The following is a 13761-nucleotide window of genomic DNA, read 5'->3' as shown; positions in this document are numbered from 1 at the left end:
CAGAACTCACTTTCCCAGGGAGGAACTACCAATGATGAAATCACTATTTGCAGGGGCGGCCATCGCGCTGGCCTCGATGACAGCCACGGCAAGCGCCGACGGCCATGCCAACTACCCGGAGCGGCCCATCATGATGATGGTCAGCTACGGCGCGGGCGGGGCCACCGACTTTCAGGCGCGCATCGTCACAATGACCGCTGGCAACGAGGACGCGCTCGGTATGCCCATCGCGATCATCAACAAGCCCGGCGCGGGCGGCCGCGTGGGCTGGAACTGGCTCGCCGGACAGGCAGAGGCCGATGGCTACACGCTGGGCGCCTACAACATCCCCCACTTCATCGCCCAGTCGATCAAGGGCGGGGTGGAGTATTCACGCGACAGCTTCGAGCCGATTGCCAACTGGGGCGCGGATCCGGCGGTGCTGGTCGTGGGTGCTGACAGCGAGTTCAACACGCTGCAGGACGTGGTCGATTTCGCCAAGGCCAATCCCGGCAAGCTGACGACCTCCGGCGCGGGGCTTTTCGTGGGCCACCACATCGCGGCGCTACAGATGGAAAAGGCGGGCGACATGAAGATGGCCTATATCCCGACCCAAGGCGGCGGTGCTGCGGCGATGAAGGCCGTGATCGCGGGTGACGTGATGGCAGGCATCAACAACCTGTCCGACGCCTTCCGCGCGCGGGAGGCGGGCAATGTCAAAATCCTCGCCGTTGCCGATCTGGAGCGCAACGAGTTCCTGCCCGACGTGCCGACGATGATGGAAGCGGGCCTCGATGTGGACAATTCGTCGGTGAACTTCCGCGGTGTGATGGTGCCCAAGGGCACACCGCAGGGCATCATCGACAAGCTGGCCGCAACCGTGCCCACGATGTTCGAGAATGGCCGTGTCCAGGGCAAGATGAAGGCCGGTGGCTCGCCGATGCACGTCATGACCCGTGACGAGGTGCTCGAGATGTGGGCGGCGCGCGAAGAGACGCTTAAAGAGCTGCTCGCCGGGCTGTAACACTGCAAGGCGGGGCGCGCAGGTCGTGCCCCGCCGCATCCTCGCAAGGATTTTCCCCATGAACGCTGTAGATGATCTTGCCGAAGTCGATGCCATCGTCGCCCGCGCGCGCGCGGCGCAGGCCCGTTTCGAAGCGGGCGGCTCGCAAGAGCTCTACGACCGGGCGGCACTCGCTGCCGGCTGGGCGATCATGGAGCCCGGGCGCAACCGCCATCTGGCCGAGTTGGCTGTCGAGACGACGGGCCTTGGCAACGTGCCCGACAAGATCACCAAGAACCACCGTAAGACCCTTGGCCTGCTGCGCGATATCGCCCACGCCAAGACCTTCGGCGTGATCAAGGACGACCCCGCCACCGGCATCACAGAAATCGCGCGGCCCATCGGGGTGATCGGCGCCGTGGTGCCGTCGACCAATCCCGGGGCAACGCCCGCCAACAACATCATCAACGCGCTCAAATGCGGTAATGCCATCGTCGTCTCGCCCTCGCCCAAAGGGGTGCCGACCTGCGAGGCGCTGCTGGGCTATATCCACGCCGAATTCGACCGCGCGGGCATCAACCGCGATCTGGTGCAGATGATCCCGGGGCGCGGCTCCAAGGACAAGACCCAGCGGCTGCTGGAAATCTCCGATCTGATCGTCGTGACTGGCAGTCAGAACAACGTCAAACGCGCCTATACCTCCGGCACGCCGGCGCTCGCCGTGGGGGCGGGCAACGTGACCGTGATCGTGGACGAAACAGCCGATCTGGCGGCGGCGGCGGAGAAGATCTGCGCCTCCAAGACTTTCGACAACGCGACGTCCTGCTCGTCCGAGAACTCTGTCGTCGTGGTCGATGCAATCTACGATGCCTTCGTCGCCGAGATGGCCCGCACCGGCGGCGCGCTGATTTCAGACGAGACCAAGGTCACCTCGACCCTTTGGGTCGACGGCCACTTGAACCCGCGCGCGTTGGCCAAGGATGCAAGCGAGATGATCGAGGTGCTGGGGCTGACGGGCGAGGTGCCAGACGGCACCGAATACCTCGCCGTCGAGAGCACGGGCATCGGCCCCGACCACCCGCTATCGGGCGAAAAGCTCAGCCGTGTGCTGACTGTCTATCGCGCCCGGGACTTCGACGACGCCGTGCGCCTCACCCGCGATGTACAGCTGCATCAGGGGCGGGGGCACTCGGTGGGTATCCATACGACGGATGACACGCGTCCGCTTGTGCTGGCACAGGCCATCCCGACCAGCCGCGTCATCGTCAATCAGGCCCACACGTTCGCCACAGGCGGCGCCTTCACCAATGGCATGCCGTTTTCGCTGTCCATGGGCTGCGGCTCTTGGGGCGGCAATTCCATCGACACGAACGTGCATTGGCGCCACTTCATGCAGACCACGAAGATCGTGCGCGAGATCCCCGGCCACGAGCCCGCGCCGGAGGATATCTTCTCAGGCTACTGGGCGGATGTGGGCAAATGATCGCGACGCCCGCCTATCCACCGGAAGGCACGGTGCGCGACTGGCTCGACGCACGGGCGACGGGCGGCGAGACCGCGATCGTGTTCCCGGAGACGGGCGAGAGCCTCGGCTGGCGCGAGCTGCGCGATACCGCCAAATTGATGGCGCAGGGATTGTACGGGCTAGGCCTTAGCAAGGGCGAGAGCGTCGCGATTATCCATCCTAACGGACGCGCGGCGGTGCTGGCGCTCTACGCAGCGCTTTATGGCGGCTTCCGCGCGACGATGATCAATCTCGCGGCCGGGCGGGACGCGATCGCCTACGCGCTGGAACACTCCGGCGCGCGCTTCGCCTTTGTCGATGATAGCCAGGCGGACACGTTCGCCGCCGCGGCCCCCGCGAACTTGCGCCGCCTCGACCCATCGGCGCTGCAGGGCGGCGGCACACTGCCCGATCTGGCCTCCGACGATCATGCCTTGCTGATGTACACGTCAGGGACCACGGGCAAACCCAAGGGCGTGGTGCACACCCATGGCAGCCTGCTGGCCGGCGGCTGGACCGCCGCCATCGCCCATGTGCTGACGCCCGAGGATCGCGGCTTCTGCGTGCTGCCGATCTACCACATCAACGGGCTTTGCGTGACGGTGATGGGCGCGCTGGTCTCCGGCGGATCGCTTGCCATGGTGTCGCGCTTCTCGTCGGGGCGATTCTGGGACCAGGCGGATGCGGCGGGTGTGACGTGGTTCTCGGTGGTGCCGACGATCATCAGCCACCTGCTGCATGGCGAGGCACGCCCCAGCGATGGGCTGCGCGCCCGCCTGCGCTTCGGTCGCTCAGCTTCCTCTGCGCTGGCCGTCGACACGCAGCAGGCGTTTGAGACCCGCTTCGGTGTGCCAATTGTCGAGACGATGGGCTTGACCGAGACTGCCGCGCAAATCCTGTCGAACCCGCTGCCGCCGGGGACGCGCAAGGTCGGCTCGCCCGGCGTGGCGTTCGGCAATGAGGTCCGCATTCTGACCGGTGATCTGGACGAGGCCCGGCGCGGGACCGAGGGCGAGATCGCAATCCGCGGCCCCAACGTGATGCGCGAATATCTGAACAATCCGCAGGCCACCGCCGAGACCTTCGCGGGCGACTGGCTGCGCACCGGCGATCTGGGGCGCATGGATGCGGATGGCTATGTTTTCGTGACGGGCAGACTGAAGGAGTTGATCATCAAGGGCGGCGAGAACATCGCCCCGCGCGAGATCGACGAGGTGCTTTATTCGCACCCGGATGTGGTCGAAGCTGCCGCCTTTGCGCGGCCCTGCGCGCGCTACGGCGAGACGGTCGAGGCCGCGGTCGCCCTGCGCCGTGGCGCGCGGCTTGGTCCCGACGATCTCATCGCGCTCTGCAAAGAACGTCTGGGCGTGTTCAAATCCCCCGACGTGATCCACCGGCTCGACGAGCTGCCCAAGGGTCCCTCCGGCAAAATCCAGCGCATGAAGCTGTCGGACCTGATTGCCAGCTAGGCGGCGAAGCAGCTCAGACCGTTAATCCCACAGCAAGGTCTTTGGGCTAGGGTTTCGGCAAAACGAGCGAAGTGACCTTGCATGGCGGATACACTGAAAAGACATCTGTGGGCTGCCGCACTTGGCACCGCCTTGGCGTCCGGATCGCCGCTCCTTGCGCAGCAAAGCTCTGCCAATATCGCGTGGTCGGATTATCCGGGCTGGCGGATGATCATCAATTCTCTCAACGACGCGGTTTTCGGTGCCGGGCCCTATACGCAAGACAAGGCCGAAGAGCTCTACCTGCGCGGGGTGGCAGATATGCTGGCCATCTCGAATATCGGCTTGATCGAGCTGATCGCCGAGAATCCGCGCATGCCGGACACGGTTATACTCTTCCCAACCAGCATTTCAGTTGGGGCAGACAAAATCGTTTTGGCCGAAGGGGTCGATCCTGCGAATTTGATCGGGCGGCGGGTCGGCCTCGTGCGCAACTCCGTCAGCCATTACATGTACGAGCACGCGACGAAGTACTCACGAAGCGCGTTGCAAGGTCCGGCGAACCTGACCTTCCTCAAGGAAGACGAAATCGTGGATGCGTTTCGGTCTGGCCGGGTCGACGTGGCAATCGGCCGGGAACCTGTAATTTCTGGCGCCGTCCGCATGAAGGGCGCGCAGGTGGTTTATGACAGCTCCGGCCTGAACAACGCGGTTGTCGACCTCGTGGTCATGCGACGCGACGTGTACGAGCAGTCGGTCGAGATCGCCCGCCGCTTCGTGCAATCGTGGTTCGAGAAATTCGCCGAAACGGCGGACGGGCGTGTCTCGGTTTCAGACGCGTTCGAGCTGCCGGGCATTGGCGAGCGGTATTTTATCGAGGGTCAGGGCATCAGCCGGCGTGGTTTTGCCACGATCGACCGCGCGCGCGCCATGATGGAGAGCGGGCGGCTTCGGTTTTCGCTTTTGCGGGCCAAGGATTTCGTTGATCTCCACACGTCGCGGCAGCCGGGCATCGCGTCGCTTGGCGCGTATGGCATCCAGTTTGCGGATGGATCAATCCTCGGCAACCCGCTCAACGTGCGCGTGCAGGTTCGGACCGACCATTTTGACGACGCTCCCTCGGACGGCTGACGACGGTTCTTCGGGCTTATGTCAGCGGGCCTCGCAGCTGCCTGTCGTGGTTTTCTGTGTCTGGCGTCTCGAAGCGCATTCGTGAACGGGGCACGCGCGACGGCGACGTGACCTTGCAGTGGCGTTTTTGGACGCCGCTTCCATTATAGTTGAGTAAGAAATCCTGCCCTAAAAACCTCTTTGCCAAGGGTTCTCAGAAAGGTCGATATCAAAATGCGATCCTCGCAGGTCGTCGTAGGTTCCGAGATTGCTGTCCCGGATTATGGATACGAAGCTCCGGATCTACCGCTCGCCAAAAGCTCTTTGGAACGGATCGAAGAGTGGGTTGAGGACGTAATCCAGCACCGTGCGTGTTCCCGTGATGATCGAGGCGTTCACCTCCATCCCCGCCTTGATTGCAAGGAACTCGCCGTTCTCGCCAACCCAATCCTGGCCAAGGTCGACCTTCACCTTGAAATACGTCTCCAGTTGTTCGTTGCGTGTCGAGGTTGCCGAGATCTGGGCGACCCAGCCTGCCAGAACGCCGAATTTCTTGGTGTTGAACGTGGTCAGCTTGATTTCCACCGGGTCGCCTACGGTGATATGTCCGATGTCGCGCGGCTTCAGATGCAGCTCGGCGATCAGGCGATCCGATGTCGGCAGTATTTCGGCGACGAGCCCGCCGGGCTCCAGCACTTCGTTTTGAGAATTGACATACATCGCCTGCACAACCCCGGTCACCGGTGTGGTGATCGTCAGCCGGTCGACCCGCAATCTGTTTTCGACAATGGCGCGCTGGAGCAGAGAAAGCTCCTCGGACGTTGCCTCAAGATCGGCGTAGAGAGTGTCGCGGGTCGTGGTGAAGAACTCGGACAACGCGCGTTCGGCGTCTTGCTTGTTGGCCTGCGCCTCGACCAGCGCTGCGCGGGCGCGGACCACATCACCTTTTATTTCTGCGTGGCGACGCTCGTATTCGGTGAGCTGGCGAAGCGTGGTCAGTCCGGCGCGCACAAGGTTTTCCGCCCGTCCCAGCTCGGCCGCCTCGATGGCGATCCGGGTTTCAAGCGCGTCCAGCACCGCCTGCTGCGACGCAATACGACCCTCCGCGCTTTCGATGCGTGCTTTCAACCTGATGCGCTTGGCATTATAGGCCGCGAGCTGCGCAGTGACCCGCAATCCACCGTTGACCGGGGAAGGGTCCGCATTGCCGGAAAATCCGATCGCCGTCAGGATTTCGAGCGTTCGGTTCAGCGCGAGGTTGAGGATGGCCTCGCGCGCGCGGAAGCGTTCATATTCCGCCTCCACATCGTCTTCGGCGAGAAGTGCGAGCGGTTGCTCGAGATTGATGACTTCACCCTCTCGCACCAAGATCTTTTCGACGACGCCGCCATCAAGATGCTCAATCCGGCGCAAGGACCCACTCGGCTCGATCGTACCGCTGGCGAAGGCGACCTCTGGCAGTTCGGTCAGATGCGCCCACAGCAGGGCGAGCCCGATCATCAGTGCGCTGACCCGAACGGTCAAGCGCGCGGTGCGAGAGGCGTTGGGGCCTTGCATCATGCGGCCTCCGCCGGGAGAAGCAGCTTAAGCGCCTTGTCGCGCCCCCGTGCTGCCCGCTCATTAATCACCACGCGCCCGCGATCAAGCAGCACAAGCCGCGTTCCAAGGCGCATTTCCTCGGCATCATTGGTGATCAGGATCACTGTCCCTGTCTGCGCTTTTTCGGCGATGGCAGCGCGCACATGCGCTACCATCTCATGGGGTAGGCCACGGGTCGGTTGGTCGAAAACATGGATCGGCCCGGGCTGAGCAAGGCAAATCGCAACGGCGATGGCCTGCTGCAGGATTTGCGACATTCGCCCGGCTTGCGACGGCGTCATGACGCAGCCCAGCCCGTCCGGCAAAGCCCGCACCATCGCATCTGCATCAATGCGGCGCAGCACCGCCCAGATTTCGTCGTCGGCCAAATGCGGATTGGCGAGCAGAAAATTCTCCCGCAGGCTGGTGCCGATCAACTGCGGCTCCTGCGGACAGAACGCAACCTGTTCACGCAAAGCATCCAGCGGGTAGGTGGCGATATCGACGCCGCCAATCATGACGCGTCCGGCGGCCGGGGTCGTCAGCCCGACAAGGGTCTCCGCCACGCAGGTTTTGCCCGACATCGAACCGCCGCAAATCACCAAGATATCGGTCGGTTTGGCATGAAGATTGACGCCAAGAAGCGCAGGCGAGACCGCGTCCTTGAAGCGTACGCTCACCTGCTCGAACTGCACCACAGGCTCCAGCGGCAGCGGAGGATGCCTGGTTATCCCACGCGCAGGCTCACCGGGCAACGAAAGCACGTTCATCAGCGAGCTGAGACTGCCCAGGGCGAATACGCCTTGTTCGCTGGCATTCGACAACGATTGGATCGGCGTCAGAAAACGCCATGTCAGCACCAGAATGGCGATCAGGGCGCCGACGCTCAACTCGCCGGTGATGGCCAGGTGAGTGGCGCTGAATCCAGAGACGATTCCCGCGGTCATGACGAGAGACTGCAACAGCAAGCTGACCATTTGGTTAAAGCGCAGACTGGCATAGGTGGTTGAAATCATCTCGTCGAGGCTGGCATCGACCCGGCGTCGCCAGGTCTGACTCAGGCCCAGCCGCCTTATGTCGTGCTGACGCTCGACGGTCTCGACCGACAGGCGCTGGTATTCGGCCTGCGCGACCTGCATCGCGGCCTCTCGCGCCTTTCGCCCCGGGCGCAAGGCCAGAAACAGCGCCACCGTAAGACCTGCGAAGATGATCACCGTCCAGCCGATCGTCGGGGCCAGCGAAAACAGCACCGCAGCGAAGAGCAGCACGAATGGCAGATCGAGGATCGACTGCACCATGGGGCCTTGGAGCATCGCCTTGATGGCTTTGAACTGCTGAAGATAAGCTGAAAAAGACGCACTGTCCTTGCGGGTCAGATACGGCATCGGCAGCGCGAAGAGCTTGCCAAGCAACCCTTGGGCAAGACCACGCTCCAGCGCGGCCGAGCTTCGCTGCAGGCTGGTGGTACGGATTGAGCGGATCAGGAACTCGAACACATACACCAGGGACAGGCCAACCCCGAGAGAGACCAACACCTCGACCGATTGCGAGGGCAGGGCGGTATTATAGATAGCCATCACGAAAAATGGCGTGGCGAGACCCAGCACGTTGATAATCGAGGAGTTGATCAGTAACGGCCCGACCTCGGGTCGCACGATACAGCGCAGCCGTTCCAGTGGCGCAGCGGTCCCTGCCTCGACGCCGTTTGGATCATCGAGAGTTAGTCGCGCCATCGGCCCATCGGGCAGCCCGATCCACCGCCCCGGCGCGCCGTCATCGGCCATGAGCCGCAGGCCCAGATCACGATTGCAATCTTCGATCCAGAAAAGCCGACCATCCTTGTCTGCGACGACGCTTGGCATCGGCGCGTCGCAGAGGTGCTGATGAGAGATCGCGGCGAAGCTGTGCGGGATGTCGAGAGCGTCGAGCGTCCGCTTCAGCGCCGTCTTGTCAAAGGCCGCATCCGGTGCGGGCAGTCCGGCCGCGATCTGTCGCACCGTTCCGAAGCGCCGCTGGGCCGCCAAGACCATCTGCAGGGTCGAGGCCAGAGTGCTGCGATGCTCAGACGCGGCGGCCAGGGTCATGATGCTTCCCGCGTGGCGATTTGAGTGGGCGTGCCGCCGTTGGTTTCCGCGACCCACGCATCCAGATCGGCCCCCATGGCGCGGTGCGTGACGTCGGCTGGGCGGTTTTGGTGCAGGGTCACGACGATATCGGCGGCCTCCAGCAACGCGGCGCTCGGGGCTGTTGCGAGGATGGTCGTCTCGCCGCGCAATGCGATGATCTCTGCGGCGATTGTTGCCGCCGATTTCGGATCCAGATCCACAAGGGGTGCCTCCAGCAGCAAAAGCTCTGGCTGCGCGGCAATTGCCGCTGCGAGGTTGAGCTTCTTGAACAGCCCGGTGCTGCCGCCGCCGGTGCCGGAGCCCTGATAGACCCAATCCAGCCCTCCCGGCATGGCGTTCAGCTCCGGCCCAAGGCCGAATCGTTGAACCAACTCGGCGGCTTTACCCTTGTCCTCGGTGAATTCGGTCAAATTTTCACGTAATGTTCCGTAAAAAAGGAGCGGCTTGCGTTGCAGGAAACGCATGGCGCGGGGCTCGCAGCTAAGCGCGCTCAATCGCGGGATGCGGCCCTTGATCCGGATCGCGCCCTCGGACGGTGCGCGCTCCCCCGCGACGACCTCGAGCAGGGCACTTGGATCTGCTCCGATCCGCCCTTGGATCACGATTAATGCCCCCTTCGGCGCGTCCAGTGTGACGCGTGCGAACCTGTCGCGTTCCGAGAGGTCCAGAAGTTCCAGCCCGGGCTGGTTCGGGTCTGCCGGAAGCCCGCGGGAGGGAGCATCAGGCAGCCAAAGGAAGGAGCGAAGCTCGCGTGTCGTGCGCTTGGCCAGCCGTTCCTCATTGGAGGAGAAAACGGTCTGAAAGACCGGCTGCGTAGCCCGCCCGGTCAGCAGGATGCAGGCAGCCAACTCGGCCAGCCCGATCTGCTGTTGCATCACGAGGTAGCCCCCAAACAGGCTGGTCATCCCGGTCGCCGCGGGCCCCAGCGTCACGGTCAAGCCATAGTAAATCCCGGAAATCCGCGACAGTGTGGCAGAGGCGCGCGCCTGCTGTCGATGAAGCCCGTCATAGGACTTTTGGACGGCCAGATGTGCGCCCCAAAGCTTGACCGCTCGGGTGTGCCGCAGCGCTTGGCTGAGATACGACAGGCCCTTCTGGTCAAGGCTGCGGTCTTCGCCGACCGCCCGGTTCTGCGCCGACCGGAGCGGCAGAGCGGCCGCCACCACCACCGCCATCAAAACGAGCGGCACAAGCACAAGCGCGCCGGCCAGCGCAAAAATCGCCGTCAGGTAGATCAGCGAGAAGACAAGGTCGACGGCAAGGATGCTGCGTTGGCGGGGGAACAGGTTGCGCAAGTGTTGCACCGCCTGCAGGTGGTCGACCAGCTTGGCCCGCCCCAGTTTGCGCAGCGCGGGCAGATCGGCGCGGAACAGGCGGTCGAGGGCGAGCGGTGCAATTTCGCGCTCCTGCGCCTCCGCCGCGCGCAGCAGGATGCGCGACCGCACGATCTTCAGCACGGCATCCAGCGCGATGACGCCAAACATCACCAGCATGATCCCGTCCAGCGTGCCCAGACTCTGGTTTGGGATGACCCGGTCGAAGATTTGCAGCATCGCAATCGGCACCGCGAGCCCCAGCGAATTGATCAGCACAGAGGCCAGCAAGAGGTCCCCGTCAAACCGCGGACCAAGCCGCGCGGAACGTCCCGCGTGATGCGGGCTCCGGGGTTTCGCTGGTGTAGACAATGCTGCGGTCATCGCGCCGGGTTCTGACCCCAAAGGTTTAAAATATCGGAAATTTTGACGGAGTATTTTCTTCCCTTCGCGCCCTGCTTTGCGCCATCCCTTCTGGCGCGGGTGTGAGGTTCATGAGGGGTCAAGAGTCATGGCTGAGGAAAGCGACAAGGACGTTTGGGAAGAGCTGAACGCGTCTGACAGCGCGATGCAGGCGTCGATGGATGATGGCGACGGCGACCGCGCAGCCTTCGCCGCCGCGGAAAACGCCCGCCCGTCCTCCGACGGTGACCGTCAGGCTGTCTTGCATACCGGCACGGCGGAATCCTACGAGCTGGAGAAGAACGCCTACGTCGAGGAGCTGGTAGACGACGAAGCGGATACAGCGATCGCCGCGAGCTTCACCGGCGCGCGCACGACCGAAATCGGAGATCGCGAGGCGCTTGAGGTCGATCAAGGCGGGGGAAGCGACGGTCAGGCCGCTACGATCAATGATGGCGGCGATCTCGGAAGCGGCAACACGAGCCTGGACAACATCGACCGGTTCGAGGCCTCAGTTCAGGCAACTCCAATTTCCGGCGACAGTCTCCCGGGCGATCCAGCCGCGACCGGCTCAACCGTGCGTTTTGAACAAACTGCTCCGGCATCGGAGACTTCCGAGCCCGAACCTGAGCCCGAGCCCGAACCTGAGCCCGAGCCCGAGCCTGAACCCGAGCCTGAGCCTGAACCTGAGCCTGTGCCCGAGCCAGAACCTGAGCCGAAACCTGAGCCGGAGCCTGAGCCCGAGCCTGAGCCAGAACCTGAGCCAGAGCCCGAGCCAGAGCCAGAGCCTGAGCCAGAGCCCGAGCCGGAGCCCGAGCCTGAGCCTGAGCCTGAGCCGGAGCCCGAGCCGGAGCCAGAACCTGAGCCGGAACCTGAGCCGGAGCCCGAGCCTGAACCTGAGCCTGTGCCTGAGCCAGAACCTGAGCCGAAACCTGAGCCGGAGCCTGAGCCCGAGCCCGAACCTGAGCCCGAGCCTGAGCCTGAGCCGGAGCCCGAGCCGGAGCCCGAGCCAGAGCCAGAACCCGAGCCTGAGCCGGAACCTGAACCTGAGCCCGAGCCAGAACCCGAGCCGGAACCTGAACCAGAGCCTGAGCCAGAGCCAGAGCCAGAACCTGAACCGGACCCGGAGCCTGTAAATTCGGCTCCAACGTCTCCAGCGCTGAGCGGCGACACGGTCTCCGAGAACGCGGCGGGGGCTGTGATCGGCACGGTGGCGGCCTCCGATCCGGACGGCGACGCGCTGGTCTACAGCGTCGATGACCCGCGCTTCGAGCTCGACGGCGACACGCTGCGCCTGCGCGAGGGCGTGAGCCTCGATCACGAGGCGGAGCCCACGGTCGAGCTGACCCTGACGGCGACGGACCCGGACGGGGCGGCGACCACGTCGACCGTGACGATCAATGTGGCCGACCTGAACGAGGCGCCCGACGGGCTGACGCTGACCGGCGACACGGTGGCGGAAAACGCGGCGGGGGCGGTGATCGGCACGGTGGCGGCCTCCGATCCCGACGGTGACGCGCTGGTCTACAGCGTCGACGACCCGCGGTTTGAGCTCGACGGCGACACGCTGCGCCTGCGCGAGGGCGTGAGCCTCGATCACGAGGCGGAGCCCACGGTCGAGCTGGTCCTGACGGCGACCGACCCGGACGGCGCGGCGACCACGTCGACCGTGACGATCAATGTGGCCGACCTGAACGAGGCGCCCGATGGGCTGACGCTGAGCGGCGACACGGTCTCCGAGAACGCGGCGGGGGCGGTGATCGGCACGGTGGCGGCCTCCGATCCCGACGGTGACGCGCTGGTCTACAGCGTCGACGACCCGCGGTTTGAGCTCGACGGCGACACCCTGCGCCTGCGCGACGGCGTGAGCCTCGATCACGAGGCGGAGCCGACGGTCGAGCTGACCCTGACGGCGACGGACCCGGACGGGGCGGCGACCACGTCGACCGTGACGATCAATGTGGCCGACCTGAACGAGGCGCCCGACGGGCTGACGCTGACCGGCGACACGGTGGCGGAAAACGCGGCGGGGGCGGAGATCGGCACGGTGGCGGCCTCCGATCCGGACGGCGACGCGCTGGTCTACAGCGTCGATGACCCGCGCTTCGAGCTCGACGGCGACACGCTGCGCCTGCGCGAGGGCGTGAGCCTCGATCACGAGGCGGAGGCCACGGTCGAGCTGGTCCTGACGGCGACGGACCCGGACGGGGCGGCGACGACGACCACGGTGACGATCAATGTGGCCGATGAGGTAACAACGCCCCCGGATGTCTCGGTAGCGGGGCTGTTTCACGTCCAGCAGATCGCCGTCGTCGACACAGCTCTGGGGCTGGCAGGCATTGATTGGGGGTCCGAACCGCTGGCGTCGCATTTCGTGCCGGAGGTGGATTTCCACGCGACATCGGAAAGCTTCTTCGAGGGTGGCGCGCCCGATGCGTTTGCGACACTGGTGCAAGGCTCGATCGAGGCTTCAGAGGCGGGAACATACGAGTTCCATTTGACGACGAGCGATGCCGCATTGCTGTGGATCGACGGGGTGCCCGTTGCATTGGATTCGACCCCCGTCGATCCCGATGATCTGCTCGACCTCGGCGTGACAACCGCGTCCATCGAGCTTGAGGCCGGGGTGCATGATATCGTTATTCAGCATCTCGATGCGCTTGGTGACGCGGAGCTGATCCTCGAGTGGCAGCCGCCCGGAGCAACAGAATTCGCTCTCGCCCCGGCCAGTGGCGTTTATGAGGTCGAGGAAGGGGAGCCGCTGGGACTTGGTGTTGGTGTGCAAGACAACGGCATGGCGGTGGAGACGGTGACCGCGTCCGATGTGCCCGCTAACTGGATTCTGTCGGCAGGTGACGAAAGCGTCGCGTCCGATGGCGGTGACATCGACCTGACGGGGTGGGACCTGTCGCAGTTGTCGGTGACGCCCGCCTTGGGAGATGTCGGGACGACCACATTGCAAATCGATGTGACCGTGGTGTCGCCCAGCGGCGAACCGGCGACATCGAGCGTGGCCATTGATATCGAAGTGGAGCCCGAGGACGGCTTGGCGGTGGATGATCTTGATGTGGCTGGCGCGATTTCTGCGCTTGGCGTGATTGATGGACTGGGGCTCGATGACCCTTTGGCTGGGCTGAGCGATCCGCTTGATGATGCGCTGGATCCGGTCCCACCCCCGCCCGCTGATCTTCCCGGCGTAGGCGGGCTGCTATAAGCCCCAGCCGATACCGTACTTTTTCGAATGCTGGTATGCGGCGGCGGTAGTCGTGGCTGTGCTGCGAAATGAGTCACGGATGCA

8 protein-coding genes are annotated in these 13761 nt (G+C 64.2%); 5 read left to right on the top strand and 3 right to left on the bottom strand.

The annotated features are described in order from the left end of the window. Positions 1 to 34: 34 nt before the first annotated feature. The 4 genes from C8N43_RS08690 (at position 35) to C8N43_RS08675 (ending at position 5065) form a co-directional block, all read left to right on the top strand. The gene (locus tag C8N43_RS08690) at positions 35 to 1003 is read left to right on the top strand and encodes a tripartite tricarboxylate transporter substrate binding protein (RefSeq protein WP_107846305.1); all 969 of its coding nucleotides are present in this window, start codon (positions 35 to 37) and stop codon (positions 1001 to 1003) included. Between the two features lie 58 nt (positions 1004 to 1061). Next, the gene (gene sauS / locus C8N43_RS08685) at positions 1062 to 2465 is read left to right on the top strand and encodes an acylating sulfoacetaldehyde dehydrogenase (protein WP_107845217.1); all 1404 of its coding nucleotides are present in this window, start codon (positions 1062 to 1064) and stop codon (positions 2463 to 2465) included. Next, positions 2462 to 3955: an AMP-binding protein gene (locus C8N43_RS08680; protein WP_107845216.1), complete on the top strand. Its 1494-nt coding sequence runs from the start codon at positions 2462 to 2464 to the stop codon at positions 3953 to 3955. The genes sauS and C8N43_RS08680 overlap by 4 nt, the downstream gene beginning before the upstream one ends. A gap of 81 nt (positions 3956 to 4036) precedes the next feature. Further along, positions 4037 to 5065 (top strand): type 2 periplasmic-binding domain-containing protein, encoded by a 1029-nt coding sequence (locus tag C8N43_RS08675; protein WP_107845215.1) that lies wholly within the window; start codon positions 4037 to 4039, stop codon positions 5063 to 5065. A gap of 282 nt (positions 5066 to 5347) precedes the next feature. On the opposite strand, the gene C8N43_RS08670 is transcribed toward C8N43_RS08675, so the two are convergent. Genes C8N43_RS08670 through C8N43_RS08660 form a run of 3 tightly spaced genes read right to left on the bottom strand, consistent with a single transcriptional unit; the run spans position 5348 to position 10340 of the window. Further along, positions 5348 to 6604: an HlyD family type I secretion periplasmic adaptor subunit gene (locus C8N43_RS08670; protein ID WP_107845214.1), complete on the bottom strand. Its 1257-nt coding sequence runs from the start codon at positions 6602 to 6604 to the stop codon at positions 5348 to 5350. Next, positions 6601 to 8706 (bottom strand): ABC transporter transmembrane domain-containing protein, encoded by a 2106-nt coding sequence (locus C8N43_RS08665; protein WP_107845213.1) that lies wholly within the window; start codon positions 8704 to 8706, stop codon positions 6601 to 6603. The genes C8N43_RS08670 and C8N43_RS08665 overlap by 4 nt, the downstream gene beginning before the upstream one ends. Next, positions 8703 to 10340 (bottom strand): ABC transporter transmembrane domain-containing protein, encoded by a 1638-nt coding sequence (locus tag C8N43_RS08660; RefSeq protein ID WP_158269950.1) that lies wholly within the window; start codon positions 10338 to 10340, stop codon positions 8703 to 8705. The genes C8N43_RS08665 and C8N43_RS08660 overlap by 4 nt, the downstream gene beginning before the upstream one ends. A gap of 232 nt (positions 10341 to 10572) precedes the next feature. Between C8N43_RS08660 and C8N43_RS08655 the strand changes: the two genes are divergently transcribed. Beyond that, complete coding sequence (locus C8N43_RS08655) at positions 10573 to 13677, top strand: cadherin domain-containing protein (protein ID WP_107845211.1); 3105 nt, start codon at positions 10573 to 10575, stop codon at positions 13675 to 13677. Positions 13678 to 13761: the final 84 nt, after the last annotated feature.

It is taken from the genome of Litoreibacter ponti, assembly GCF_003054285.1.
Taxonomy (GTDB): domain Bacteria; phylum Pseudomonadota; class Alphaproteobacteria; order Rhodobacterales; family Rhodobacteraceae; genus Litoreibacter; species Litoreibacter ponti.
The sequence above is the reverse complement of the archived record's forward strand: the minus strand, read 5'-3'. Positions and strand labels throughout refer to the sequence as shown.